This window comes from Streptomyces sp. DSM 15324 (assembly GCF_001514285.1).
Taxonomy (GTDB): domain Bacteria; phylum Actinomycetota; class Actinomycetes; order Streptomycetales; family Streptomycetaceae; genus Streptomyces.
On the sequence record NZ_KQ949027.1, the window covers coordinates 588,033 to 614,500 of the forward strand.

Sequence of the window (26,468 nt, forward strand, 5' to 3'; positions counted from 1 at the left end):
GACATCAGGCCAGGACGTCGGAATGTAGGAACGTAGGAAAGCCAGGCGGTGAGGACGAAGTGAGTTCCCCGAACCGGACCCCCCTGCAGACCACCCCCGTACAGGCCGCAGGCTGCGTCCTGTGGCGGCGCTCGCCCAGTGGCGGTGAACTGGAGGTGTGCCTCGTTCACCGGCCCAAATACGACGACTGGTCACACCCGAAGGGCAAGCTCAAGCGGGGGGAGGACCCGCTGACCGGCGCCCTGCGCGAGGTCGGGGAGGAGACCGGGTACCGGGCGGAGCCCGGCGCGGTGCTGCCGAGCGTGAGCTACTACGCGAACGGCCGGCCCAAGCAGGTCCGCTACTGGGCGGCCGAGGCCGTATCCGGCGCTTTCAGCCCGAACGACGAGGTAGACCGCCTCCTGTGGCTGTCCCCGTCGGCGGCCCGCACCCGCCTCACCCAGCCCCGGGACCGTGACCTGGTGGACGCTCTCCTGAACACCCTGCGCCTCTCCTGACCCGGGACCCGACCCGGGACCGCGCCGTGTCCTCGGCGTAAGCGTTCCGTGACCTAACCGGGCCTTCCCCATGGGTTCACCCGCCGTTCACTCGTGCCCGTAGGCGCCTTCACCTGATCTGCCTAATTTCAGCCTTACCCGGTGCGGTGCGCGGTCGAAAGGCCCCGCCCATGCCACCCATGACTTTCGCACGCCGCCGAATTCAGGACGGCGGCTACTGGAAGGATCTCCCTCAAGTGAAGCTTCAGCGCATGAACCGGCGGGCCCTCACCCTCGGCGCTCTCGCCGTCTCCGGCGCCCTGGCCCTCACGGCGTGCGGTTCCGACGACACGGGCTCGAGCGGCAACAGCAGCAGCAGCTCCTCCGCGACCGCCGCCGCCGGTTCGATCAAGTGTGACGACGCCAAGGGCCAGCTCCTGGCCGACGGCTCCTCCGCGCAGAAGAACGCGATCGACGCCTGGGTGAAGAACTTCACGCAGGCCTGCTCGGGCGTCCAGGTCAACTACAAGGGCTCCGGCTCGGGCGCGGGCGTCACCGCCTTCACCCAGGGCCAGGTCGCCTTCGCCGGTTCCGACTCCGCGCTGAAGCCCGAAGAGGTCACCGCCTCCAAGTCCGTCTGCTCCGGCGGCCAGGGCATCGACCTGCCGATGGTCGCGGGCCCGATCGCCGTCGCGTACAACGTCTCCGGCGTGGACAACCTGGTGCTCGACGCCTCGACGATCGCCAAGATCTTCGACGGCAAGATCACCAACTGGAACGACGCCGCGATCAAGAAGCTGAACCCCAGCGCGAAGCTTCCCGACCTGAAGATCCAGCCGTACCACCGCTCCGACGAGTCGGGCACGACCGACAACTTCACCAAGTACCTGATCGCCGCCGCCCCGAGCGACTGGAAGTACTCCGGTGGCAAGGCCTGGCAGGCCAAGGGCGGCCAGTCCGCCGCCGGCTCCTCCGGTGTCGCCCAGGGCGTGAAGCAGACCAACGGCGCCATCGGCTACATGGAGCTGTCGTACGCCAAGGACGGCCTGGGTGTCGTCTCCATCAACACCGGCGCCTCCGCCCCGGTCAAGGCCTCCTCCGAGGGCGCGACCAAGGCCGTCGCCGCCGCTCAGGTCGTCGGCACCGGCAGCGACCTGTCGCTGAAGCTCGACTACACCACCAAGGCCGACGGCGCCTACCCGATCACCCTGGTGACGTACGAGATCGTCTGCGACAAGGGCAACAAGGCCGCCACCCTGCCCGCCACGAAGGCGTTCCTGACCTACCTCGCCTCCACCGAGGGCCAGGGCATCCTCTCGGGCATCGACTACGCGCCGATCCCCGACGCGATCATCTCCAAGGTCCGTACCACGATCGACGGCCTGAGCTGATCTGAAGGTGCGGTCCGGCACCGGGGAGACCCGGACCGGACCGCACCCTTCCGGTGCACCGCCGCCAGGGGCCGCCCGAGGGCCGGCCCCGCCCGAGCCGCCCACTCCCGCAGCGGCTCCGCAGACCGGAGACCCCGATGGACATATCCACACAGAAGACAGGCGCCGACGGCGCACCCCCGCCCCACGACAACCCTCCCCCCACGACCTCCGCCAACGGCCCCCAGAAGCGCGCGGCCGGCGGCGCCACCCGACCCGGCGACCGGATCTTCCTCGGTCTCTCCCGCGGGTCGGGCATCCTGCTGCTGGTGATCATGGCGGCGATCGCGGTCTTCCTGACCTACCGCGCCTACCTCGCCATCAGCAAGGACGACGCCAACTTCCTCACCACCTTCGAGTGGAACACCGGCCTCGTCCCGCCGAAGTTCGGCATCGCGGTCCTCGCCTTCGGCACGGTCGTGTCGTCGATCATCGCGATGGCGCTGGCGGTCCCGATCGCCGTGGCGATCGCCCTGTTCATCACGCACTATGCCCCGCGCCGTCTGAGCGGCCCCATCGCGTACGTGGTGGACCTGCTCGCCGCCGTCCCCTCCATCGTCTACGGCCTCTGGGGCGCCCTCGTCCTCGTGCCGCACATGAACGGACTGTTCGGCTGGCTCAACGACTACTTCGGCTGGACCGGGATCTTCTCCTGGGACCAGGGCGCGCCGCGCTCCATGCTGACGGTCGGCGTCCTGCTGGCGATCATGATCCTGCCGATCATCACGAACGTCAGCCGCGAGGTCTTCCGCCAGGTCCCGCAGATGCACGAGGAGGCGGCCCTGGCGCTCGGCGCCACCCGCTGGGAGGTCATCCGCATGGCGGTGCTCCCCTTCGGCCGCTCCGGTGTCATCTCGGCCTCCATGCTCGGCCTCGGCCGCGCGCTCGGCGAGACGATGGCCGTCGCCACGGTCCTCTCCCCCGACTTCGACATCCACGCCAGCCTGCTGAACCCCGGCGGCGGCACTTTCGCCCAGAACATCGCCAGCAAGTTCAACGAGGCGACGGAGTACGGCCGTGACGCGCTGATCGCCTCCGGTCTCGTCCTCTTCGTCATCACCCTGCTGGTCAACGGCGCGGCCCGCATGATCATCGCCCGCCGCAAGGAGTACTCGGGGGCCAACGCATGAGCCACGCAACCGCAGTCGCCGACAAGCGCCCCAGCACGCTGCGCGGCGCGAGCCTGCCCACCTGGTCCCCGTACGCGATCGCCGGCGGCTCGATCGTCGTCGCCGTCGGGATCGGCCTGGCCGCCGGTCTGGACAGCAAGATCCAGTGGGGCCTGATCGCCGGACTCCTGTTCGTCGCCGGCACCTACGGCATCGCAGCCAAGGTCGAGGGCCGCCGCCAGGCGAAGGACCGCATCGCGACCTCCCTGGTCTGGGTGGCGTTCGTCCTGGCCGTGGTCCCCCTGGTCTCCCTGCTGTGGACCACCATCGTGCGCGGTGTGAAGGTCCTGGACATCTACTTCCTGACCCACTCCATGGGAGTCGTCGCCGACTCCGAGCCGGGCGGCGGTATCTACCACGCCATCATCGGCACCCTGGAGCAGGTCGGCCTCGCCACCCTGATCGGCGCCCCGATCGGCATCCTCACGGCGATCTACCTCGTCGAGTACGGCCGCGGCGGCCTGTCGAAGGCAGTGACCTTCTTCGTCGACGTCATGACGGGCATCCCGTCCATCGTCGCGGGTCTGTTCATCCTCAGCCTCATGCTGATGTTCGACATGCAGCCCTTCGGCTTCGCGGGCTCCCTCGCGCTGGCGATCCTGATGATGCCGGTGGTCGTACGCTCGACCGAGGAGATGCTCAAGCTCGTCCCGAACGAACTGCGTGAGGCGAGCCTGGCGCTCGGCGTGCCGAAATGGCGCACCATTCTCAAGGTGGTCGTCCCCACCTCGATCGGCGGCATCATCACCGGCGTCATGCTGGCGATCGCCCGAATCGCGGGTGAGACGGCCCCCGTCCTGCTCCTCGTCTTCGGCAACCCGTTCATCAACAACAACCCCTTCGAGGGCGCGCAGGCGTCTCTGCCGCTGTACATCTACCAGCAGTACTCGCAGAGCGCCGGTTCCACGGCGGCGTACGACCGTGCCTGGGCGGCCTCGCTCACGCTGATCGCCTTCGTGATGATCCTCAACCTCGTGGCCCGGGCCATCGCCCGCTGGAAGGCCCCGAAGACCGGTCGCTGACGCGGCCCCTCAGCTCAGCGACCGAGACGGAAGTGAAGTAGTAACCATGTCCAAGCGAATCGATGTAAGCGGGCTCACCGCCTACTACGGCACCCACAAGGCGATCGAGGACATCTCGATGACGGTCGAGCCGCGCACGGTGACGGCCTTCATCGGCCCGTCCGGCTGCGGCAAGTCGACGTTCCTGCGCACGCTGAACCGTATGCACGAGGTGACATCGGGCGGCCGGGTCGAGGGCAAGGTCCTGCTGGACGACGAGGACCTGTACGGCGCGGGCGTCGACCCCGTCGCCGTCCGCCGCGAGATCGGCATGGTCTTCCAGCGCCCGAACCCGTTCCCCACGATGTCCATCTTCGACAACGTGGCCGCGGGCCTGCGCCTCAACGGCAACTACAAGAAGTCGCAGCTCTCGGAGATCGTCGAGAAGTCCCTCAAGGGCGCGAACCTCTGGAACGAGGTCAAGGACCGCCTCAACAAGCCGGGCTCCGGCCTCTCCGGCGGCCAGCAGCAGCGTCTGTGCATCGCCCGCGCGATCGCCGTGGAGCCGAAGGTCCTCCTCATGGACGAGCCCTGCTCGGCCCTGGACCCCATCTCCACCCTCGCCATCGAGGACCTGATCGGTGAACTGAAGGAGCGCTTCACGATCGTCATCGTGACGCACAACATGCAGCAGGCGGCGCGCGTCTCCGACCGCACGGCCTTCTTCAACCTCGCCGCCGTCGGCCAGCCCGGCAAGCTGATCGAGATCGACGACACGGAGCGCATCTTCTCCAACCCGTCCGTCCAGGCCACCGAGGACTACATCTCGGGCCGCTTCGGCTGACCGAGGCACACCACGAACCCCTCGCGGTGCTGCATGGCGGTGCCACCGCGAGGCCAAAGGGCCCGCCCCCCGACTGCCTCGGGGGGCGGGCCCAGGTACGTCTGAGCCCAGGCCCAAGTGAACTGCCGTCGGGCAACGCCCGACACAACGGCAACAGCAGCCACGAGCACCTCGAACGACGCCCCGGCAGGGGAACCCGCACGGACGCGGCCCTTCCGGGCAACCGCTGGAGCTACGGCAACCGCAGGCGCGGTCGCTCTCGGACGACGACCCGGCAACCCGGCAACCCGGCGCGGCGGCAGGCGCAGGCCCGGTCGCGGCCCCGGCATCGTTCCAGCCTCACGGGGCGCAGCCCCGCCGATGTGTACCCGGGGGGAGACCCCGCCGGTCCCCGACGGCCCGCGCACCCCGCCCCGCCCCTCCCCTCACGTCCCCGACACAGCGCCCACCCCTCGACGGACCGAGACGGGTGGGCGGGTGGGCAAGGCGGGTTCGGGCGGCGCGCAGCCACCACCCCGCGCCTACAGGAACGCCAGGTTCACCACCCAGAACGCCCCCGCAGCGACCACCGCAGCAGCCGGCATCGTGATGAACCACCCCAGCACGATGTTCTTCGCGACACCCCACCGCACCGCGTTGACCCGCTTCGTGGCCCCCACCCCCATGATCGCCGACGTGATCACATGCGTCGTGGAAATGGGCGCCTTGAACAGGAACGCCGTCGTGAACATGATCGACGCCCCCGTCGTCTCCGCGGCGAACCCCTGCGGCGGATCCAGTTCGATGATCTTCCGCCCGAGCGTCCGCATGATCCGCCACCCACCGGCGTACGTCCCCAGCGACAGCATCACCGCACAGGCGACCTTCACCCACACCGGAATCGGATCCTCGGCCGTCTGCACATCCCCGATGACCAGCGCCATCACCACGATGCCCATCGTCTTCTGCGCATCCTGCAGACCGTGCCCGAGCGCCATCCCCGCGGCGGAGACGGTCTGGGCTATCCGGAACCCCCGCTTGGCCTTGTGCGGATTGGCCCGCCGGAAGATCCACAGGATGAGGCACATCACCAGGTACCCGCCGACCAGTCCCACGACCGGCGAGAGGAACATCGGGATGACGACCTTGTCGAGCACGCCCGACCAGATGACCTGGGTCCCCCCGGCCAGCGCCGCCCCCACCATGCCGCCGAACAACGCGTGCGAGGAGGACGAGGGAAGCCCGAAGTACCAGGTGACCAGATTCCAGACGATCGCCCCGACCAGCGCGGCGAAGAGGATCCCCATCCCCTTCGAGCCCTCGGGCGTCTCGATCAGCCCGCTGCTGACGGTATGGGCGACCCCGCTCCCCAGGAAGGCCCCGGCGAGATTCATCACCGCGGCCATCGCCAGCGCGGCCCGCGGCGTCAGCGCCCGTGTCGACACCGACGTCGCGATCGCGTTCGCCGAGTCGTGGAAACCGTTCGTATAAGTGAAACCGAGCGCGACACAGATGGTCACGACCAGAGCAAAGGTGTCCATGAAAAGCTCAGGACTCCTTGACGGCGATGGTCTCCACCGTGTTCGCCACATGCTCGAACGCGTCGGCAGCTTCCTCCAGCACGTCCACGATCTGCTTGAGCTTCAGCACCTCGATCGCGTCGTACTTGCCGTTGAAGAGATGAGCCAGCAGCTTGCGGTGGATCTGGTCCGCCTGGTTCTCCAGCCGGTTGACCTCGATCCAGTACTCGGTGAGGTTCTCCATCGTCCGCAGGTTCGGCATGGCCTCCGCGGTCAGCTCGGCCGCCCGCGCCAGCACCTCGATCTGCTGCTCGACGCCCTTCGGCAGATTCTCGACGTTGTAGAGGACGACCAGGTCGACGGCCTCCTCCATGAAGTCCATGATGTCGTCGAGGGAGGAGGCGAGGGAGTAGATGTCCTCGCGGTCGAACGGCGTGATGAACGAGGAGTTCAGCTGGTGGAAGATGGCGTGCGTCGCGTCGTCACCGGCATGTTCCGCGGCCCGCATACGCTCTGCGATCTCGGCCCGGCCGGCGGTGTCCGCCCCGAGCAGTTCCATCAGGAGTTTCGAGCCCGTGACGATGTTGTCCGCGGATGCGGCGAACATGTCGTAGAAGCTCGTCTCCCTGGGGGTCAGACGAAAGCGCACTTGGGGTCCTCGGGATGCATCGGTTTCGGTCAAGCCAGTGGCCAGGGGTGATGCTAAGCGCACCATCCGGACATGGCTATCGGGCCGTCCCCCAGTGTCACCTATCGGACAGCGTGATCAGCACGGGGGCCGCACGGGGCCTGTACCCGGCAAAGTTCGTTACGATATACCCGGCAGGGGTATATGTCCGTAACGGGAGGACGCGATGACGACGACACAGGCCACCGAGCCCACCGACCCGGCACCCGCCGAGACAGTGCCGCACGTCACGCACGGCTACCACCAGCAGAAGGACGAGCACCTCAAGCGCCTGCGCCGGATCGAGGGCCAGATCCGCGGCCTCCAGCGCATGGTCGACGAGGACACCTACTGCATCGACATACTCACCCAGGTGTCCGCCTCCACCAAGGCCCTCCAGTCCTTCGCCCTGCAACTCCTGGAGGAACACCTGCGCCACTGCGTCGCCGACGCGGCCCTCAAGGGCGGCGACGAGATCGACGCGAAGGTGGAGGAGGCGACCAAGGCGATCGGCCGTCTACTGCGCACCTGACGCGGCCCCGCCCCCGTCCGGCGTCTCCCGCACGCGCAGCACCTGGTCGATGCTCTCCAGGCTGAGCCGTTCCTCCCCGGCCGCCGAGGCCGCGATGATCAGCTCCCCGCACAGCTCTATCTCGGCGAGGGCCACGTAGTCCTGAACTGCCGTACCGCCGACCGGAGCCACGCGCATCACCTCGTCTCTGCCGTCACCGGCTTCCTAGAGTAGGGAGCGGTGCACACGGCGCGCATGGCACGGACGGGCTAGTCCTTGCGCGGGCCCGGTGACCTCAGTCCTCCGCGATCCGCCCCGCGAAGATGTCCCGAGCCGCCGGCAGCCGTACGTCGGCGGGGGCCCCGAAGTCGTACAGCAGCGTCGTCGAGGCGACCGCCACGGCCTCCGCCTGCCGCCCGTTGACGAAGCTGAACCGGTGCCTGACCTTCCGGATCCGCCCCGCGTCGTCCAGGTACACGTCGAACGGCACCCGGGCCGTGGCGAACCCTTTCGCCGCCGCGGCCAGCGCCCCCCTGCTCCCCGCCGACGCACCCTCCGCCGCCACCGCCAGATCCGCCGTCCCCCGGTAGTGCCGCACCGCCGTCCCCGCGACCGCGGTCCGCCCCACGTACGTCACGGTCCGCGCTCCGCGCAGCACCTCCGCCGCGGCGAACGGATCCGTGGCCCCGCCCGTCACCAGGTTCCCGTCGGACAGCGTCGCCGTCTCCACCCGGACCCATTTGTCGTCCGGCACCCCGGCCCCGCGGTGCTTCATGAACAGCGCGCCCGGCGCGAGCAGTTCGGTGATCGGCCGGTGCTCGCTCGTCCCCGCCGGGTCCTGCGGCAGCAGCACCGTCAGCCGCCCCCGCTGCCGGCGGTAGTCGTAGACCCCCTCGCCCCGGATGGTCACCCGGGTCCCGCCGGTGGCCATCTCCATGGACGTACGCGCCTTCGAACTGCCCGCCTCCCGCAGCGTGTCGGCGGCCCCGCGCACCAGCCGTACCGCCTCACCGCCGCGCGCGTGCCCCGCACCCGCCACCCCGTCGGCCATCCCGCCCGCGCCCCCCGCGCCCGAGCACCCGGCCGCCCCCAGACACCCCCCGGCCACCAGCCCGGCGGCCACGACCACCGCACCGCCCCGTCCGCGCCGCCTGTACCACCACTCCGTCATCGTCTGCCTACCCCCAGCCGGTACGTCCGTCACGGGTCCCCCTGTCGTCCCGCCTAACGACGGTCACGTGCCCCCGTCACGCGCGCCACCCCCCGCGCGACCGCCGAACGGGTCGTCCGCGCCGTCCCGTTCCCCGGCATACGTGCCTCTTACATTTCCTGGGTAACGTTGTCTGCGTGACGCAGCAGGACGGCTCGGCCCCTCCCCGCACCGGCGGGGAACACACCACCACGACCGTCGAGCAGGGCCGGTTCTGCCTGGCCCGGTGCACCTGCGGCTGGCGCGGGCCGGCCCGCAGAGCGAGAAGCCTGGCCCGGTCCGACGCCGAGGGACACGCCCGCGGCTGACGTCACCGTTCCGTCACCGCCGCCGCCCGCGGGAACCCGTAGCCGCGGGGCCCCGTCTCGCACCATGAAACCGACAGGCCGCGAGATGCCGACAGGCGGACGGAAGGCGCAGAACATGGAACGGCGTACGTTCATCGCAGGCGGAACGGCCGCTGTCGCCGCGGTCACCACGGCGGCGTGCAGCACCTCGAAGAGCGGCGGAGCGAGCGCCTCCGCCAGTGCCGGCGCCACCGGCCTCACCCTCCTCACCACCACCGCCGGAACCGGGCCCGCGAACTGGGCGGCGCTCGCCCGCGACCTGGACGGCACCCTGGTCCGCCCCGGCGACGCCTCCTGGACGACGGCCCGTCAGCTCTACAACACCCGCTTCGACAACCTGAAGCCGGCGGCCGTGGCGTACGTCGCCCACGCCGACGACATCCGCGCCGTCCTGTCCTACGCCCGCGCACACCGCACCAAGGTCGCGATCCGCAACGGCGGCCACTCCTACGGCGGCTGGTCCTCCGGCGACGGCCGGCTCATCGTCGACGTCTCCCGGCTGCGGACCGTCCGCGCGAGCGGAAGCTCGGCCGTCGTCGGCGCGGGCGCCAAGCTGATCGACGTCTACCGCGCCCTCGCCGCGAAGGGCGTCACGATCCCGGCCGGCTCCTGCCCGACCGTCGGCGTCTCCGGCCTGGTCCTCGGCGGCGGCCACGGCGTCGTCTCCCGCGCCTACGGCCTGACCTGCGACAGCCTCACCCAGGCCACCGTCATCACGGCGGACGGCAAGCAGCTCGTCACCAACGCCACCGAGAACAAGGACCTGTTCTGGGCGCTGCGCGGCGCCGGCAACGGCAACTTCGGCGTCGTCACCGAGCTGCGCTTCCGCACCCACGCCGCCCCGCAGGCCGTGACCGGCTATCTCACCTGGCCATGGGCGAAGGCCGCCGCGGTGATCAAGGCCTGGCAGGAGTGGGGCCCGTCCCAGCCGGACGAGATCTGGTCCTCCCTGCACCTGGAGAACTCCGCGGGCGGCACCCCCCGGGTCGCCGTCGCCGCCTTCTGCATCGGCACCTACGGCCAGCTCCAGAACGCCGTCGACCGCCTGGCCGACCGGGTGGGCGCCCCGGCGTCCTCGGTGTCCCTGCGCCGCAAGGGCTACGAGGAGGCCATGGAGGCCTACGCGGGCTGCTCCTCCTTCAGCGCCGACGCCCAGTGCCACCTGCCCGGCTCCACCCCGGGCCGCTCCCCGCAGGGCAGGCTGGGCCGGGAGACGTACACCGCCCGCAGCGACTTCTTCGACCGTTCCCTGTCCTCGGCGGGCATCCAGACCCTGCTGAAGGAGATCAAGGCCGTCCAGGGCGGCGCCGGCAGCATCGCCCTCACCGCCCTGGGCGGCGCGATCAACCGTGTCTCCCCGACGGCCACGGCCTTCGTGCACCGCCGCTCACGCATGCTGGCCCAGTACCTCGTGTCCTGGCGGGCGGGGACGACGGGTTCGACGGCCCAGTCCTGGCTGAACACGGCCCACCGGGCGATGCAGCCGTACGCCTCGGGCGCCGCCTACCAGAACTACGCCGACCCGACCCTGACGAACTGGCGCAAGGCGTACTACGGCGACGCGCTGCCGCGCCTGACCCAGCTGAAGCGGCAGTACGACCCGACGGGCTTCTTCACCTACCCGCAGGCGCTCTGATCCCCGGGGCGCCTCAGGCGGCGAGGTCCCGCTCCTCGGCGGCGGCCCCGGAGCGGGCCCCCGGGATGAACGCGTCCCGGGCCCGCTCCCTCGCCTGCCTGCTCCGCACGATCCACCCCACCCGGGGCGAGCGCTCGACGGCCTTCAGCAGCGGGGTGAGCGCCAGCGAGGCGAGCGGCGACAGCAGCAGCGCGACGGCGGTCCCGAGCGCGAACCCGCCCACCACGTCGGTCGGGTAGTGCACGCCCATGTAGACCCGGCAGAACCCTTCGAGCAGCGCGATCGCTATCCCGTAGAACCCGAACTTCCGGTTGGCGACGAACAGTCCGACGGCCATGGCCATGGTCAGCGTCGCGTGATCACTCACGAACGAGTAGTCGGTCTTCCCGGAGACCAGCACCTCGAGCCCCTGGTGATCGAGGAACGGCCGGGGCCTCTCCACGAATCCCCGTATGGGCACGTTCACCAGCACGGCGACGGCGGCCGCCAGCGGCGCCCACACGAGCGCGGCGACCGCGGCCGAGGCCTCCTCGGCCCCCCGCACCGTGCGCCGCCCGTCGGCCCAGCACCACAGAATCAGCAGGACCATGGCGAGGAGCAGCCCGTACTCCCCCACGAACTCGACGATCCGGTCGAACCAATGGGGGGCGTCCTTGGCGAGACCGTTGATGTCGTAGAGCAGGTCGACGTCGGGGTTCGACCCGGAATCGGCGAGTCCAGCCATGGTGCTGCGGCCCCTTCGTCGTCTTCTGCCCAGCGCATCTCTCGTGCGCACGCCTCAACAGGAACGCACGGCCCCGGTTGATACGTTCCACTCTCCACTGAATGATCACTCAGACGTTATCGAAGAGAGATGCAAAGCCGCAGCTCAGGGGGATTTTCCCGGACTGCCTCAGACGTTCGTCGGGAGCGCTTTCGCGCCATCTTCGGTCACTCGGGTGGCACCAAAGTACTCAGCCGTGTCGATGGGATCAAACCGGATCACGGCCCCCGTGTAGGGCGCGTCGATCATGTATCCGCCGCCTACGTAGATACCCACGTGGTGGATGGCCCGGGAGTTGCCGGGATCGGTCGAGAAGAACACCAGGTCCCCCGGCAGCAGTTCACTGCGCTTGGGGTGCGGCCCGGCGTTGTACTGGTCGTTGGCGACCCGGGGCAGGGTGATCCCGACGCTCTCGTAGGCGGCCTTGGTCAGCCCGGAGCAGTCGAAGCGTCCCCCCTGGTCAGCCGTTCCGTTGCCGCCCCACAGATAGGGCGTGCCGAGCTTCTTCTGGGCGAAGTAGATGGCCCCGGCGGCCTGCTCCGACGGATCGACCCGGGAGACGGGCGCGGCGAACGACTCCTCCAGCGTCGTGATCGTCTTCACGTAGTTCCGGGTCTCGCTGTAGGGCGGCACACCGCCGTACTTGATGACCGCGTACGCCCCCGCGTTGTAGGCGGCGAGCATGTTCTTCGTGGGGTCCCCGGGAACGTCCTTCACGTACGAGGCGAGCTGGCAGTCGTACGAAGCGGCCGATGGAATCGCGTCATTCGGGTCCCATACGTCGCGATCGCCGTCGCCGTCGCCGTCGATGCCGTGCGTGGCCCAGGTTCCCGGGATGAATTGCGCTATCCCCTGTGCGGCGGCGGCGCTCTGCGCGCGCGGGTTGAACCCGCTCTCCTGGTACAACTGCGCGGCGAGCAGCGCGGGATTGATGGCGGAGCAGAGATTGCCCCACTTCTGCACGATCGCGCTGTAGGCGGCGGGCACGGCGCCCTTGGCGAGCGACCTGGTGCTGCCCCCCACGCCGTTGACCATGTTCCCGGCGACGATGTAGACCCCGACGACGAGCACCATCATGAAGGCGGCACCGGCACCGACGGCAGCGGTCGCCACGATCCATGCCTTACGCACCGTCAACCGCCCCTCGCCGACCGGGAGTCCGCCCCGGCCAGTGTAGAGGCGCCCCCGTCCCTCGGGGTGATCATGTACGGGGTGGTTTCTGCAGGTTCTCCGGGCTCCGGGAGGTTTACGGATCGCAGGCCGCGTCCTGGTACAGCTCAGTGGCCTCCGCGCCCAGCACCACGCTGTACGAGATGTCCGCCGTCGCCCCGCCCTGTTCGTGGCCGCCGAGGACGCCGACTATCCGGTCGTCGCCGTTGACCCAGGGGCTGCCGCTGGTGCCGCCCGTGAAGTCGGGGCAGTCGATGCGCTGCTGGGTGGAGCTGTGGGCGGTGGGGCGGTTGACGCAGCGGACCGGTGTCTCGCGGGAGTTCGGGTAGCCGGTGACGGTCACGGCGGTGGCGCCGGTGGCCGTACGGGTCGCGAGCCGGTTGGCGCCCACGACGTCCTCGATCTGTCTGCCGCCGTCGGCGCGCAGGGTCGCGAAGGCGACGTCGCTGTCCTCGTCCTGGCCCTTCGCCCACCCGTCGGGCAGGAAGACGCGGGCGACCTTCCAGGTGCCGTACGGCGCCCCGCCGTCCCGGTATCCCGGGACGAAGACGAGGTCGCCGTCCCCGCCGAGGCAGTGGGCGGCCGTGACGAGGAGGTTGCGGTGGGGCGAGTGGACCACGGAGGCCGTACAGAAGTGGGCGCCGGTCAGACGGCCGGCGTCCGCCGCGTCGAACAGCGCGCCGACACGTGCCGAATCGGCCGTGGCCGCGGCCACCGTGGTCACCCCCAGGGGGCCCGGCCCACCGTCGGCCGCCGCCTCGGAGGCGGAGGTGGCGGCCACGGCGAGCAGCCCGACCGCACCGAGCAGAGCGTTTCGCTTCACCGGCTTCACCGGACCCACTGTGACCCACAAAGGTGAGAGAAGCGTCAGACAATGGGGGGACCACTGGTCCATACGGATGACGAGAGCCCGACGCCCTGCACCCGGCGGGAAGGAAACACCCCCATGACCGCATCCCCCGACATCCCCGCCGGCCTCACCTGGGTGCGCGCCGCCCCGCCGGAGGCGACCGGCCCCGGACCGTGGATCGAGATCGCCTTCGGCGAGGGGGACGGGGACGACGACGGCGAGGCCCCGGTCTACCTCCGCGAGACCACCGCCCCGGACAACGTGGTCACCACCAACCGCCGCAAGTGGGACGCCTTCGTCCTCGGTGTCCGCGCGGGGGAGTTCGACCACTTCGTGGAGGGCGTCGAGCTCGGCGGGTGACGGGAGGGGCGTTGTCAGTGGGGTGTCGTACGGTTCGAGCCATGACCCGCACCGCCCGGCTCGTCGCCACGCTCGACGCGCCGCTCCCCGGCCCCGATGTCACCCCCGCGACGGTGCTCCGGCTGCGCGGCGGGCGTACGGCGCTCGTGCAGCGCGGTGACCACGAGGTGGTCGTACAGCCGCTGGACGACGCGTTCCGGCCGGTGGAGCGCATACGCATCCCGGCTCCGTGGACCCACCGCTTCGGCACCTGTGCCGTCTCCCCCGACGCCGACGTCGTCGTCTTCGCGGGCACGCACGCCCTGCGCGCGGTGGACCCGGGCGGGGCCACGCTGTGGGAGATACGGCACGGCTGCTGGGGCTGCCCCGAGGCGCACGGCTCGTTCGAGGAGTACGCGACCGACCGCCGGCACCGGTACCCCGAGGGCGGTTCCGCCGGCTTCTCCGTGGACGGCTCGCTGCTGTGGGCCCACATACGCGGCCCGCTGGCCGAGGGCGGCGAGCGGGATGCACAGCCTGTGGACGAGTGGCTGCTGCTCACCCCCGAGGACGGCCGGGTGCTGGCCCGGGTGGACGCACGGTCGGCCGCCGCGGGCAGCGACCACGTCCCGCACCCGGACCCCTGCCGGATGGGCCTGAGCATCGGCGAGGGCCAGGACGGCGCGCCGATGCGCTGGGGCCGCTGGGACGGTGAGCGGCTGGCGGTGGAGTACTTCGAGGGACTGGACCTGGCCCTGCTGGACGTGAGCCCGTCCGGCGCGCACTTCATGACCGTCTCGCACGACCAGGACACGCTCGCGCTGTACGACACGGCGGCCGGGACGCAGGTCGGGGAGTGGGACGTGGAGGAGCGCGTGCCCCGGCACCCGGACGCCGGTCCGGGCGACGACGAGGTGTGGCCCGCCTGGGACTGGGCCGGCGGTTTCGTCGACGACGCGACGATGGTCGCCGGGACCGTGTGGCAGGACGAGGAGTGGGGCGAGGGCCGGCACTGGCTGGTGACCCGGGACACGCCCCGCCCCGAGCCGCTCGTCTACCCGGCCCCGGTCACCAGCTCCCCGGCCGGCCTGGGCCCCGGCCACTGGTACACGTACAGCGAGGACCACCGCACCCTCTCGGTGTGGACCCTCGGCCCTCGCTGAGCGCGGCCGGGGCCTTGGGCGCTCACCCCACGCCGACCCCCGACCGCACGCCCGTCAGCTCCTCCGACAGGGTCCACAGCCGGCGCGCCGCCTCCGCGTCGCTCGCCGCCGCCGAGCGTCCCACCAGCGTGGGCGCCCCGCGCATCTCGGCCACGCCGTCCGGCCCGACGTAGCTCCCGCCGGGCAGGTCCTGGGTGGCGGCGTACAGGGTGGGCAGCGCGCCCGCGCGGTCGTCCTGGGCGAACAGCGCGTTGCCCACGCGCATGAGGACCCGGGCGAGCGGACTGGCCGCGTGGCTCTGGAGATTGGTCGCGGAGTATCCGGGGTGCGCGGCCAGGGCCCGTACGGCCGAGCCGGACGCGGCGAGCCGGCGCTGGAGCTCCAGCGTGAACAACAGGTTCGCCAGCTTGGACTGGGCGTAGGCGCGCTGCGGGGTGTAGCCGGCCCTGAGGTTCGGATCGTCGAAGTGGATCACCGCGCCGCCCCATCGGTGCGCGCCCGAGGCGACGGTGACGACCCGGTCGGTGACGGCCGGCAGCAGCAGGTTGGTGAGGGCGAAGTGGCCCAGGTGGTTCGTGCCGAACTGCCGCTCGAAGCCGTCCGCGGTGGACTCCCGGGGCACCATCATCACGCCGGCGTTGTTGATGAGGGTGTGCAGCGGGGCCCCGGCCCAGTCCGCCGCGAACTGCCGCACGGACGACAGATCGGCGAGGTCCAGCCGCCGCACCTCGGTGCCGCCGCTCACCCGCGCGGCGGCGGCCCGCCCGCGCTCGGGGTCCCGTACCGCGAGGACGACATGCGCCCCCGCCCCCGCCAGCGCCTGCGTCGCGGTGAACCCGATGCCGCTGTTGGCGCCCGTGACGATCACCGTGCGTCCGGTGAGGTCGGGGAGGTCCGCGGCACTCCATGCCTTCTTCTCAGCTGCCATACCGCCAAAGTAGACGCCGACAACAATGATGTCAACGACAACAAAGATGGCGACGTCAACAAAGATGACAGCGACAACAATGCTGACGCCGTCAACACCGGGATACGATGGTCCGCATGCCGTCGTCGCCCACCGAGAGCCGCCCCTACCACCACGGCGACCTCCGCTCCGCCCTCCTCGCCACCGCCGAGCGCACCCTGCGCGACAAGGGCGCCACCGCCCTCTCCCTGCGCGAACTCGCCCGCGAGATCGGCGTGAGCCACGCCGCGCCCGGCCGGCACTTCAAGGACAAGCAGTCCCTGCTCGACGCGCTCGCCCTCACCGGTTTCGACCGCATGGCCGAGACCCTGGAGGCCGCCGACGCGCCGGACCTCCCCCTCGAACCGCGGCTCACCACGCTCGCCCGCGCCTACCTGGGCTTCGCCCTCGACAACGCCGCGCTGCTGGAACTGATGTACGCCCGCAAGCACGCCCCCACCACCCCGGACGTCGCCGACCGGATGGCCGCCGCGATCGACCGCACGGTGGGCAGCCTGGAGCGGCTGATCGCCGACGGGCAGCGGCGCGGCGAGATCGTCGAGGGCGAACCGGCCCGGCTGACCCTGTTCCTTGGCTCCACCCTGCACGGGTACGCCTCGTTCGCCGCGAACGAGATGCTCACCCCCGAGGAGGTCCTCGCGGGCGTCGCCGATCTGGTCCACCACACCCTGCACGGCCTGATCCGCCACTGACCGCCCGCCCCGGCACCCCTGTGGCCCGCCTGTGAGCGGGGTCAAGGACCGGCCACCCGCCACCCATCCTCCCCCCATCGGCGGGCAATCCCCCCACCCCCGCGAGTAAGGCGGAAGTCAGAACTCCGCAACGCTCCTTGTTGTCGCGTACTCAACAAGCGCACAGTCGTCGCGGGCCGCCGCCCGCCGCCGGGGACCGCGTACCGACGGCCACGCATCACCCCCCACCCGCACCGCCCCTGTCACCCACCATCAGGAGCTGTCCGTTGCGTACGACGACTTCCCCCACCCTCCCTGCCTCCCCCGGCAGATGGCGCCGCGCCGGCGCCTCCCTCCTCGGCACCGCGGCCCTCGTGCTCACCGGCCTGGGCACCGCGGCCCACGCCGACGCGGCCCCCACCACCTCCCCCGCCAAGCCCTCGAAGGTCACCTGGGCGGCCACCCCCTGCGCCACCCCCAAGCACGCGGGCGAACTCACCTGCCACTCCTTCCGCGTCACCGGCGGCACCACCGCCTTCCAGAAGGCGCAGGCCCGGCGGACCGGCGACACCGCACAGGTCACCCCCAAGGCCGCCGCCGCCGACCCCACCGGCTACGGCCCCTCCGACCTCCAGGACGCCTACGGCCTGACCGACGCCGCCGCCAGCAACGGCGACGGCGAGACCCTCGCGATCGTCGACGCGTACGACGACCCCAACGCCGAGGCCGACCTCGCCAAGTACCGCAGCCATTACGGACTCCCCGCCTGCACCACCGCCAACGGCTGCTTCAAGAAGGTCGGCCAGACCGGCTCCACCACCTCGCTCCCCTCCGCCGACAGCGGCTGGGCCGAGGAGATCTCCCTCGACCTCGACATGGCCAGCGCGGTCTGCCCCCAGTGCGACATCCTGCTGGTCGAGGCCAAATCCGCCACCATGGCCAACCTCGGCACCGCGGTGAACCGGGCCGTCACCCTCGGCGCGAAATACGTCTCCAACAGCTACGGCGGCTCCGAGTCCTCCTCGGACACCTCCTACGACTCCTCCTACTTCAACCACGCGGGCGTCGCCATCACCGTCAGCGCGGGCGACGAGGGCTACGGCGCCGAGTACCCCGCCGCGTCCAAGTACGTGACGTCGGTGGGCGGCACCGCCCTGTCGACCTCGTCCTCCACCACCCGCGGCTGGACCGAGAAGGTCTGGAACACCAGCTCCACCGAGGGCACCGGCTCCGGCTGCTCCTCCTACGACGCCAAGCCCGGCTGGCAGACCGACACCGGCTGCGCCAAGCGCACCGTCTCCGACGTCTCCGCCGTCGCCGACCCCGCCACCGGCGTCTCGGTCTACGACTCCTACGGCGTCACCGCCGGCTGGTACACCTTCGGCGGCACCAGCGCCTCCGCGCCCATCATCGCCGCGGTCTACGCCCTCGCCGGCACCCCCGGCAGCGGCGACTACCCGGCCTCGTACCCCTACGCCCACCTCGGCACCTCGTCCCTGAACGACGTCACCAGCGGCAGCAACGGCACCTGCTCCTCCAGCGCCGGCTACCTGTGCACCGCCAGGACGGGCTACGACGGCCCCACCGGCGTGGGCACCCCCGAGGGAACCGACGCCTTCACCGGCTGACATCCCCTCACCACCCCAGAACGACCGCAGTGGACCGTGGGGGCCACGGCGGCAAGGGCGAACGGGCCGCGGCAACCAGCCGCGGCCTGTTCGCCGTGCGTTCCACGCGGACATGAGACCATCGAAACGTGCACTCACCCGACCAGCCGTCAGAAACGGTACGGAGCCGCGAAGTGGGTCAACGACGGAACCACACCCAGGTTCCGTTCCGGCCTCATTGCCCGGCGTGACCTCCCGTGATACACAGAGTGACGATACCCACCATTCATACGAATCCCACCCGCCAATGACGCCAAGTCGACATACGACTGCGGCATCGTCGGCGACAATGAGGCCTGACCTCTGCACTCGGCAGGGGCCACGCGGAACTACCCACCAGGGGCGGTGACTTACATGCTGTTCGCGGCCGACAAGGGCGACATCAACACCATCATCGGCGGAATCGCTCCGGACTGGGGGCCCTTCGGCAGCCTGGGCAACGAGGCGAAGGTGATGATCGAGGTCGTGATGGCGGTGGCCATCCTCCTCTGCCTCGGCATCGCCGTGTGGGGTGCGGCCAAACAGCGCATCGGCGCCACGGCCCTGAGGGACACCTTCAGTGCGGAACAGGGCAAGGGCCTCATCATCGCCGGACTCACCGGCGTCTTCATCATCGGCTCCCTCGGCACCCTGTTCACCATCGTGTACGGCATGGCCGTATAGCCGCCCGCCGGCGTCCCTCCTCCCCCACCCACCCGTCGTGCCCACCGGCTGAGGTTGCGTTTCCCTGATGTCGAGTCACCACACCGCGCCCGCGCGGGAACCAGCACGGCTACCGTCGTACTTCTACGCTTTTCGGTACGGCAACGAGGGGGCGAACGCGACATGACTCCCGGCGACGAACACGACTACGGCGAGCCCTCGGGCACCCGCGTCCGCCTCCCCGAGGCCGACCCCTACGGCGGCGCCCGCCGCCCCGCCCGCTCCTCCTCCCGCAGCCTGGTCACGGTGGTCGGCGTCGTCGTCCTCCTCATCGCGGCCATCGCCTTCGCGAACCGAGGCGGCGACGACTCCACCACCTCGGAAACCACCCCCGACACGAACAAGCCGAAGACGACGTCCACCGCGGCGAGCGGGACGAAGCCGGTGGACACGAAGACGGGCGGAATCCCTTCGGGCTTCGCGCACACCGCGCAGGGCGCCCAGTCCGCCGCCGCCAACTACGCGGTGGCCCTCGGCTCGACCGGCATGTTCCAGAAGAACAGCAGACACACCCTCGTCGACACCGTCTACACCAAGGACGCCGCGGCCAGGCTGCAGGGCGCCATGGACCAGGCCTACTCGGCGGACTTCCTCGCCAAGATGGGCCTCGACGCGGACGGCAACGCACCCAAGGGCAACACCTTCGTCTCCCGCGTGATCCCCGTCGGCACGACGGTCGGGAAATACGCGGACACCACCACCCAGGTCGCTGTCTGGTACCTGGGCCTCATCGGCATGTCCGGCACGGACTCGACCGACCCCGTCACCTCGTCGTGGAAGACCTGGACCTTCGACCTGACCTGGACCGACGGCGACTGGAAGATCAGCACCGACAGCCAGAAGGACGGCCCCGCCCCGGTCCCCGGCGACGATCAGGCCGCCGCCTCCGACGAGATCAGCAAGGCCATCGAGGAGTACGGAGGGTTCACTTATGCCCGGTAACCCGCACCGCCTGCTCAGGCTCACCGGAGTCGTGACGGCCGTTCAGACGAGCGTCGTCCTGCTGGCCGGCCGCGCCTTCGCGGCCCCCACACCCGACCCCTCACCCACCCCGTCGGGCTCGGCATCCCCCTCCCCCAGCGGCTCCCTCGACTGCAGCCTCATCCCCGGCGAAGCCAAGAAGTACTGCGAACGCGGCAACACCTCCACCGGCACCACCACCAACCCCGGCGTCTCCGACACCCTCGACCCCCTCTCCTCCCTCGCCAAGGGCTGTGCCGACGCCGCCTCCTGGACCGTCGACAAGCTCAGCGAAGCCGTGAAGGAGACCGCGAACGTCGACTTCACCAACACCAGATTCCTCCAGCAGTACGCCGTCGTCTTCGCCGCCTCCACCGTCCTCACCCTCGTCCTGTGGCTCCTGGCCGTCGCCAAGCGAGCCGTCCGCGGCGTCCCCCTCACCACCGCCATCGGCGAAGCCGTCGGCTTCCTCTGGCTCACCGTCCTCGCGTCCGCCTTCACCCCCCTGATCCTCTACACCGTCGTCTCCGCCACGGACGGCATCACCGAAGTCCTCGCGAAGACCACCGGCGACCAGACCGACACCTTCTTCGGCACCTTCTCCGCCGCCCTCGCCAAGGGCGAGAACATCGGCGGCGGCCCGATCATGCTGATCGTCGTCTCCCTCGTCTCCATCCTCGCCGCCGGCGTCCTCTGGCTGGAGCTCGTCATCCGGGCCGCCCTCCTCTACGTCGGCGCCCTCCTCGGCACCGTCGTCTACGCCGGCCTCGTCGACAAGAACCTCTGGAGCCACGTCCGCCGCTGGGCCGGCATCATGATCGCCGTCATCCTGGTCAAACCGGTCATCGTGATAGTCCTCGGCCTCGCCGGCGCCCTCTCCTCCGACGACGGCCCCAACGCCTTCTCCGCCGTCGTCTCCGGCCTCGCCATCATCCTGCTCGCCATCTTCGCCAGCGCGATGATCTACCGCTTCGTCCCCGGCTTCGGCGACGAGATCGCGAACTCCCGCAGCAACCGGATCATGCAGGGCGCCGAGGGCAAGGCCGCCGCCGTCATCAGCTCCCCCGCGACCCTCGTCGCCCAGGGCATCAAGACCCACAGCACCCGCGCCGACAACAACGGCGCAGGCGGCCAGCCCTCCTCCGGCCCCCGCCCCTCGAACCCCGCCTCGGGCGGCGTCGCCGCACACAGCTCACGTCCCTCGAACGGAGGCGGCGGATCTGTCCCCTCCGCCGCACCCGCGCCCCGCTCCAGCAGCGCGGTGAACACCCCGCACGCAGGCAACACCCGCAACAACCGCACGGGAGGTGAAGGGCGTTGACGACGGATTCCCATCTGGCCCACGTGTCCCACGTGGTCTCGCCCCGCCGCACATATCTGATCGGCCGCGCCCGGCCGAACGCCATCGTCGGCCGCAACCGCGAAACCGGCGAGATCGCGCTCATCGTCATCGGCGCGTTCCTCGGCATGATGTGCGGCCTCCTCGTCCCCCTCCTCCCCCTGCGCATCGTGCTGCTCACCGGCTTCCCGATGATCGCGCTCGCCGCGGTCTACGTGCCGTACAAGCACCGCACCTTCTACAAGTGGTTCGAGATCAACCGCAGCTACAAGCGCACCCTCCGCCAGGGCACGACCTACCGCTCCGGCGCCATGGAGGCCGGCACCCGCATCGACGGCCAGGAGGTCGAGGTCGGCCCGCCCCCGGGCATCGGCCGCATCAACTGGCTCGCCGCCCCCTTCGGCCCCGACGAGATCGCCGTACTCCTGCACGCCGACCGGCGTACCGTCACCGCCGCCATCGAGATCGAGGGCCCCGGCGTCGGCCTGCGCGACAGCGAGGACCAGGAAGCCCTCGTCGACCGCTTCGGCACCCTCCTCAAGCACGTGGCCAACGGCGACGGCTTCGTCACCCGCCTGCAGATGCTCGCCCGCACCCTCCCCGCCGACCCCGACGCCCACGCCAAGGACGTCGCCCAGCGCGGCGACGACAAGGCACCGGGCTGGCTGGCCCAGTCCTACGACCAGCTCCAGTCCATGGTCTCCACCAGCAGCGAGCAGCACCGCGCCTACCTCGTCGCCTGTATGCACTACACCCGCGAGCTGGCCGCCGAGGCCCACGCCATGGCCCGCGCCGCCCGCCCCCAGTCCGGCCGCAAACTGGACCGCGACGCCGGCCTCGCCGTCGTCATGGCCCGCGAACTGACCGATATCTGCTCCCGCCTCCAGGAGGCGGACATCCGCGTCCGCCAGCCCCTGGGCCAGGGCCGGCTGTCCTCCCTCGTCCACTCCATGTACGACCCGGACCACCCCATCGACCACATCCAGGCGATGACCCGGCGCAACGCCTGGCCGGCCGAGCTCGACGCCATGGAACCCACGTTCCTCCAGGCCAAGACCCGCGAATCGACCACCCGCGCCCCCTGGTGCCACGCCACCGCCTGGGTGAAGGAATGGCCGATGACCCCCGTCGGCGTCAACTTCCTGGCACCGCTCCTGGTCCACACCCCGGACGTCATCCGCACCGTCGCCGTCACGATGGACCTCGAACCCACCGAGATCGCCATCGAGCGCATGCTCACCGAGAAGACGAACGACGAGGCCGAGGCCAGCCGGGCCGCCAAGATGAACCGCACCGTCGACCCCCGTGACGTCGCCGCCCACTCCCGTCTCGACCAGCGGGGCGAGGACCTGGCCTCCGGCGCCGCAGGCGTCAACCTGGTCGGCTACATCACCGTCTCCTCCCGGACCCCCGAGGCCCTGGCCCGCGACAAGCGCACGATAAGGGCGTCCGCAGGCAAGTCGTACCTGAAGCTGGAGTGGTGCGACCGCGAGCACCACCGCGCGTTCGTGAACACGCTCCCGTTCGCCACCGGCATCCGAAGGTAGGGGCTTCACATGCGGGACCCGCTGTCCGTCCTCACCGACGCCTTCACGTCCTTCCTCTTCGGCAAGGTCGAGACCACCCGCCTGCCCGTCCGCACCTCCACCGGCCAGGCCCAGGCGGTCTACCTCCCCACGGCCGCCCCCGGCCTCGGCGACTCCGGCGTCATCATCGGCCGCGAGGTCTACTCCGGGAAGGGCTACATCTACGACCCCTTCCAGCTGTACGGCCAGCAGCTCCCCGCCCCGCACTGGCTGGTCCTCGGCGAGTCCGGCAACGGCAAGTCGGCGCTGGAGAAGACCTACGTCCTGCGCCAGCTCCGCTTCCGCGACCGCCAGGTCGTCGTCCTGGACGCCCAGGGCGAGGACGGCGTCGGCGAATGGAACCTCATCGCCCAGGCCCTCGGCATAACCCCCATCCGCCTGGACCCGACGGCCGCCCTCAACGACGGCATCCGGCTGAACCCCCTCGACCCCTCGATCACGACGACGGGCCAGCTGGCCCTGCTCCGCACGATCATCGAGGTGGCCATGGGCCACGGCCTGGACGAACGCTCCGGCTTCGCCCTCAAGGTCGCCCACGCCTACGTCAACGAGACGATCGTCGAACGCCAGCCGGTCCTCACCGACATCGTCGAACAACTCCGCCACCCCGAACCGGAGTCGGCGGAGGCGATGAACGTCGCCATAGACGACGTCCGCGCCTGGGGCCTGGACGTCGCCCTGGTCCTGGACCGCCTGGTCGACGGCGACCTGCGCGGCATGTTCGACGGCCCGACGACGGTGGGCATCGACCTGGACGCCCCCCTGATCGTCTTCGACCTCTCCCACATCGACCGCAACTCCATCGCCATGCCGATCCTCATGGCGATCGTCGGCGTCTGGCTGGAACACACCTGGATCCGCCCCGACCGGAAGAAGCGCATCTTCCTGGTCGAGGAGGCCTGGCACATCATCAACAGCCCCTTCGTGGCCCAGCTCTTCCAGCGCCTGCTGAAGTTCGGCCGCCGTCTCGGCCTGTCCTTCGTCGCGGTGGTCCACCATCTGTCCGACGTGGTGGACGGCGCGGCGGCGAAGGAAGCCGCGGCGATCCTCAAGATGGCCTCGACGAGGACGATCTACGCCCAGAAAGCGGACGAGGCGAGGGCCACCGGCCGGGTCCTGGGCCTCCCCCGCTGGGCGGTGGAGATCATCCCCACCCTCACCCCCGGTATCGCGGTCTGGGACGTCAACGGCAACGTCCAGGTGGTCAAACACCTGGTCACGGAGACGGAACGCCCCCTGGTCTTCACCGACCGGGCCATGACGGAGTCCTCCACGGACCACCTGACCTCCGAGGACGCCCTGCACGCCGCCGAACTCGAACAGGAACGCCGGGCGGCAGCCTTCATGGAACAGCACCTGGCCGACTTGGACGACTCGTCCGAGTCGACGGTGGCCTAGCGGCAAGGGGGTGCCATGAGACCCGGTGACGAGCGCGCCCCCGGCCGCGAAGGCGGCCAGGCCGGCGGCATCCCCGACGGCCTCCTGGTGGGCCTGCTGGCCTTCCTCCTCGGCATGACCCTCCTGGTCTGGACGGCCACGGGCCTGGCCGCCCTCTTCACCCACGGCTCCTGGCCCAAGGGCGTCACCTTCACCCGCACCCCCCTGGCCATGCGCCACCTCATCGCCCAGCCCCACGACATCCCCGGCGCCTGGCCCGACGCCACCCCCACCGCCCTCTCCGGCTACGGCCTCTTCTGGGGCCTCCTCATCGGCCAGCTGATGATCCTCTTCGTCCTCACGGTGTTCGCCATAGGGACGGTGGCCAGATGGCGGACCGTGCGGGCCCGCAGACGAGCCGCCGGCGGCCCACAGCGGCACGAGGTGCCGGTACCGCGCGAAGAAGCCGTTCCGACGGAGGAACCGCCTCGCATCCAGCCACAGCTCCCCGACGCTCCGGCTGTGGGGACGCCCTCGACGTCGGCCTCCCCATCGCCGGATGAAGGGTCGGCGGGCGGCGGGGGAAGCACCCGCGCCGAAGGCGGCGTCCTCTGCGCGCCACCGGACACCCGCAAGGCCGCCGCCGCCCAGGCCCTCCGAGACGCCGAGGGCGCGGCCCTCGTCCTCACCTCCAACCCCTCCCTCTGGCAGGAGACCAAGGACGCCCGGGCCAAACTGGGACCGGTCCACCTCTACGACCCGACTCACCTCTGCGACACCCCCGCCCGCCTCCACTGGTCCCCCACCACCGGCTGCGAGGACAAGGCGACGGCGGCCCTCCGAGCCACCGCCCTCCTCACCCCCGTACGCCCCACGGCTCGCCTCGACCAAGCCGTCACCGACACCGCCGCAACCCTCCTCCGCAGCTACCTCCACGCCGCCGCCATCGACGGCCGCACCATCCGCCACGTCCACCGCTGGTCCCAGGGCACCGGAATCCAGGACGCGGTCCGCACCCTCCGCACCAACCCGAAGGCCGCCCCGGGCTCGGCCGGCGAACTGGAAGCCGCCCTCACCGCCCACCCCGAGCGCCGCGACATCGCCCACGAGCTCGCCTCCCGCGCCCTCGCCGCCCTTTCCACGATCAACATCCGCGAAGCATGCACTCCTCACCGAAATGATGCCCTCGCCTTGGATTCCTTCGTGGAAGAAGGGGGAACGCTTTACGTGGTCGGCGAATCCCTCGAGGACCCCAGGACAAACCCAGGCGCCATGCCTCTCCTTACGGCCCTCGTCTCCAGCGTGGTCGAGCGCGGCCGGCGCATGGCCGAACGGTCATCCTCCGGTCGCCTCGACCCACCACTGACCCTGATCCTGGACGATATCGCCGCCGTAGCACCTCTCCCCCAACTCCCGGACCTTCTGGCAACCGGTGCGGACCGCGGCCTGCCCACCCTGGCCCTGCTGCGCTCCCGCGAACAGGCCAGGGCCCGCTGGCCCCACCACGAACTACCGGTCTGAGGAAGTCCTACCCGCGCTCGCGCACGAACTCGATCTCGATCTCCCCCGAGAGATCCCCGATTCCCTCCCCTACGGGCACCGTGACCCCGCTCGGTGCGAAGCCCGCCTTCCGATAGGCCTGCTGCGCCCGCAGATTCTTCTGGTGCACCAGCAACCGCACCCGCTCCACTCCGACCCCCCACGCCCACGCCACCCCGGCCTCGAACAACGCCTGGATCACCCCCACGCCCCGCCACTCAGGCCGCACGTACACGCCCACCACATGCCCCTGCCGCCGCTCGACGGGCTGCCCGGCCCAGTCGACGCTGCCGGCCTCCTCCACCAGCACGGTGACGGTCCCGACCCACTCCCCATCGGCCGCCTCGGCGACGAACTGGCGCACACCGCCGTCCTCTGCCCCGGCCCCGAGGGCCCGCCCATGCCAGAAGGAGTCCGGCCGCGCCGCGGCGTCCTCGTAGGTCTCAAGAAAGGCGATCGCCGCATCGGAATCCTGGAGCGCTTCCAGTCGCAACGCCTTCACCGGACGCCATTCGTCGGTCCGTATACCCCGCACCACAATGTCATTCATGCGATTGACGGTACCTAAACACAGAAAAAGCCCGC

The 26,468-nt window shown here is 70.5% G+C and carries 27 protein-coding genes; 18 read left to right on the plus strand and 9 right to left on the minus strand.

Going from position 1 to position 26,468, the window contains the following annotated elements; genetic code table 11:
* The first annotated feature begins 59 nt into the window (after window positions 1-59).
* The 5 genes from AQJ58_RS19475 (at window position 60) to pstB (ending at window position 4,920) form a co-directional block, all read left to right on the plus strand.
* A complete protein-coding gene (locus AQJ58_RS19475) occupies window positions 60-497 on the plus strand; it encodes an NUDIX hydrolase (protein WP_234360101.1) in 438 nt (145 codons plus the stop codon).
* A 236-nt stretch (window positions 498-733) separates the two neighbouring features.
* Window positions 734-1,867 carry a phosphate ABC transporter substrate-binding protein PstS gene (pstS, locus tag AQJ58_RS19480; RefSeq protein WP_067251730.1) on the plus strand — a complete coding sequence of 378 codons (1,134 nt, stop codon included), beginning with the start codon at window positions 734-736 and terminating at the stop codon, window positions 1,865-1,867.
* Window positions 1,868-2,004: 137 nt separating this feature from the next.
* A complete protein-coding gene (gene pstC, locus AQJ58_RS19485) occupies window positions 2,005-3,036 on the plus strand; it encodes a phosphate ABC transporter permease subunit PstC (protein ID WP_067251731.1) in 1,032 nt (343 codons plus the stop codon).
* Window positions 3,033-4,097 carry a phosphate ABC transporter permease PstA gene (pstA, locus tag AQJ58_RS19490; protein WP_067251733.1) on the plus strand — a complete coding sequence of 355 codons (1,065 nt, stop codon included), beginning with the start codon at window positions 3,033-3,035 and terminating at the stop codon, window positions 4,095-4,097. The genes pstC and pstA overlap by 4 nt, the downstream gene beginning before the upstream one ends.
* A 46-nt stretch (window positions 4,098-4,143) precedes the next feature.
* Window positions 4,144-4,920 (plus strand): phosphate ABC transporter ATP-binding protein PstB, encoded by a 777-nt coding sequence (gene pstB / locus AQJ58_RS19495; protein ID WP_067251735.1) that lies wholly within the window; start codon window positions 4,144-4,146, stop codon window positions 4,918-4,920.
* Window positions 4,921-5,441: 521 nt separating this feature from the next.
* Here the strand turns inward: pstB and AQJ58_RS19500 are convergent.
* Window positions 5,442-6,440 (minus strand): inorganic phosphate transporter, encoded by a 999-nt coding sequence (locus tag AQJ58_RS19500; RefSeq protein ID WP_067251737.1) that lies wholly within the window; start codon window positions 6,438-6,440, stop codon window positions 5,442-5,444.
* Window positions 6,441-6,447: 7 nt separating this feature from the next.
* On the minus strand, window positions 6,448-7,068 hold the full coding sequence (locus AQJ58_RS19505; RefSeq protein ID WP_067251739.1) for a DUF47 domain-containing protein: 621 nt from the start codon (window positions 7,066-7,068) through the stop codon (window positions 6,448-6,450).
* Window positions 7,069-7,273: 205 nt separating this feature from the next.
* On the opposite strand from AQJ58_RS19505, the gene AQJ58_RS19510 reads away from it, so the two are divergent.
* The gene (locus AQJ58_RS19510) at window positions 7,274-7,618 is read left to right on the plus strand and encodes a metal-sensitive transcriptional regulator (protein ID WP_067251740.1); all 345 of its coding nucleotides are present in this window, start codon (window positions 7,274-7,276) and stop codon (window positions 7,616-7,618) included.
* Here AQJ58_RS19510 and AQJ58_RS19515 read toward each other — a convergent pair.
* Both AQJ58_RS19515 and AQJ58_RS19520 read right to left on the minus strand, forming a co-directional pair.
* The gene (locus AQJ58_RS19515; protein WP_067251883.1) at window positions 7,604-7,795 is read right to left on the minus strand and encodes a hypothetical protein; all 192 of its coding nucleotides are present in this window, start codon (window positions 7,793-7,795) and stop codon (window positions 7,604-7,606) included. The two genes, AQJ58_RS19510 and AQJ58_RS19515, sit on opposite strands and share 15 nt — an antisense overlap.
* A 97-nt stretch (window positions 7,796-7,892) precedes the next feature.
* On the minus strand, window positions 7,893-8,768 hold the full coding sequence (locus AQJ58_RS19520; RefSeq protein ID WP_067251742.1) for an SCO4651 family lipoprotein: 876 nt from the start codon (window positions 8,766-8,768) through the stop codon (window positions 7,893-7,895).
* A 176-nt stretch (window positions 8,769-8,944) separates the two neighbouring features.
* On the opposite strand from AQJ58_RS19520, the gene AQJ58_RS43845 reads away from it, so the two are divergent.
* Window positions 8,945-9,115, plus strand: a complete 171-nt coding sequence (locus AQJ58_RS43845; RefSeq protein ID WP_199844618.1) for a hypothetical protein — start codon at window positions 8,945-8,947, stop codon at window positions 9,113-9,115.
* 115 nt (window positions 9,116-9,230) lie between these two features.
* Entirely contained in the window at window positions 9,231-10,790 is a 1,560-nt protein-coding gene (locus AQJ58_RS19525; RefSeq protein ID WP_067251885.1) for an FAD-binding oxidoreductase, read from the plus strand.
* Between the two features lie 13 nt (window positions 10,791-10,803).
* Here AQJ58_RS19525 and AQJ58_RS19530 read toward each other — a convergent pair whose 3' ends face one another.
* From AQJ58_RS19530 to AQJ58_RS19540, 3 genes are all read right to left on the minus strand, one after another.
* Window positions 10,804-11,514, minus strand: a complete 711-nt coding sequence (locus AQJ58_RS19530; RefSeq protein WP_067251743.1) for a phosphatase PAP2 family protein — start codon at window positions 11,512-11,514, stop codon at window positions 10,804-10,806.
* A 168-nt stretch (window positions 11,515-11,682) separates the two neighbouring features.
* Window positions 11,683-12,690, minus strand: coding sequence for a C40 family peptidase (locus tag AQJ58_RS19535; RefSeq protein WP_067251745.1), 1,008 nt, complete (start codon window positions 12,688-12,690; stop codon window positions 11,683-11,685).
* Window positions 12,691-12,799: 109 nt separating this feature from the next.
* Window positions 12,800-13,546: a trypsin-like serine peptidase gene (locus AQJ58_RS19540; RefSeq protein ID WP_234360102.1), complete on the minus strand. Its 747-nt coding sequence runs from the start codon at window positions 13,544-13,546 to the stop codon at window positions 12,800-12,802.
* Between the two features lie 123 nt (window positions 13,547-13,669).
* Here AQJ58_RS19540 and AQJ58_RS19545 point away from each other — a divergent pair, with 123 nt between their 5' ends.
* Both AQJ58_RS19545 and AQJ58_RS19550 read left to right on the plus strand, forming a co-directional pair.
* Window positions 13,670-13,933, plus strand: coding sequence for a DUF397 domain-containing protein (locus AQJ58_RS19545; protein WP_067251748.1), 264 nt, complete (start codon window positions 13,670-13,672; stop codon window positions 13,931-13,933).
* 41 nt (window positions 13,934-13,974) lie between these two features.
* Window positions 13,975-15,075 carry a hypothetical protein gene (locus AQJ58_RS19550; RefSeq protein WP_067251750.1) on the plus strand — a complete coding sequence of 367 codons (1,101 nt, stop codon included), beginning with the start codon at window positions 13,975-13,977 and terminating at the stop codon, window positions 15,073-15,075.
* Between the two features lie 22 nt (window positions 15,076-15,097).
* Here AQJ58_RS19550 and AQJ58_RS19555 read toward each other — a convergent pair whose 3' ends face one another.
* Window positions 15,098-16,003 (minus strand): oxidoreductase, encoded by a 906-nt coding sequence (locus AQJ58_RS19555; protein ID WP_067251752.1) that lies wholly within the window; start codon window positions 16,001-16,003, stop codon window positions 15,098-15,100.
* 107 nt (window positions 16,004-16,110) lie between these two features.
* Here AQJ58_RS19555 and AQJ58_RS19560 point away from each other — a divergent pair, with 107 nt between their 5' ends.
* The 8 genes from AQJ58_RS19560 (at window position 16,111) to AQJ58_RS19595 (ending at window position 25,865) form a co-directional block, all read left to right on the plus strand.
* Window positions 16,111-16,734, plus strand: a complete 624-nt coding sequence (locus AQJ58_RS19560) for a TetR/AcrR family transcriptional regulator (protein ID WP_067251753.1) — start codon at window positions 16,111-16,113, stop codon at window positions 16,732-16,734.
* A 266-nt stretch (window positions 16,735-17,000) separates the two neighbouring features.
* Window positions 17,001-18,341 (plus strand): S53 family peptidase, encoded by a 1,341-nt coding sequence (locus AQJ58_RS19565; RefSeq protein ID WP_067251755.1) that lies wholly within the window; start codon window positions 17,001-17,003, stop codon window positions 18,339-18,341.
* Window positions 18,342-18,734: 393 nt separating this feature from the next.
* The gene (locus AQJ58_RS19570) at window positions 18,735-19,043 is read left to right on the plus strand and encodes a hypothetical protein (RefSeq protein WP_014673544.1); all 309 of its coding nucleotides are present in this window, start codon (window positions 18,735-18,737) and stop codon (window positions 19,041-19,043) included.
* 162 nt (window positions 19,044-19,205) lie between these two features.
* Window positions 19,206-20,024, plus strand: a complete 819-nt coding sequence (locus AQJ58_RS19575) for a DUF8175 domain-containg protein (protein WP_067251757.1) — start codon at window positions 19,206-19,208, stop codon at window positions 20,022-20,024.
* Window positions 20,014-21,363, plus strand: coding sequence for a hypothetical protein (locus AQJ58_RS19580; RefSeq protein WP_067251759.1), 1,350 nt, complete (start codon window positions 20,014-20,016; stop codon window positions 21,361-21,363). The genes AQJ58_RS19575 and AQJ58_RS19580 overlap by 11 nt, the downstream gene beginning before the upstream one ends.
* A complete protein-coding gene (locus AQJ58_RS19585; protein ID WP_067251760.1) occupies window positions 21,360-22,928 on the plus strand; it encodes an SCO6880 family protein in 1,569 nt (522 codons plus the stop codon). Before AQJ58_RS19580 ends, AQJ58_RS19585 begins: the two co-directional genes overlap by 4 nt.
* Before the next feature lie 9 nt (window positions 22,929-22,937).
* On the plus strand, window positions 22,938-24,365 hold the full coding sequence (locus AQJ58_RS19590) for an ATP-binding protein (protein ID WP_067251762.1): 1,428 nt from the start codon (window positions 22,938-22,940) through the stop codon (window positions 24,363-24,365).
* Between the two features lie 15 nt (window positions 24,366-24,380).
* Complete coding sequence (locus AQJ58_RS19595; protein WP_067251764.1) at window positions 24,381-25,865, plus strand: type IV secretory system conjugative DNA transfer family protein; 1,485 nt, start codon at window positions 24,381-24,383, stop codon at window positions 25,863-25,865.
* Window positions 25,866-25,872: 7 nt separating this feature from the next.
* Here AQJ58_RS19595 and AQJ58_RS19600 read toward each other — a convergent pair whose 3' ends face one another.
* Window positions 25,873-26,433, minus strand: coding sequence for a GNAT family N-acetyltransferase (locus tag AQJ58_RS19600; RefSeq protein WP_107122083.1), 561 nt, complete (start codon window positions 26,431-26,433; stop codon window positions 25,873-25,875).
* Between the last annotated feature and the right edge of the window lie 35 nt (window positions 26,434-26,468).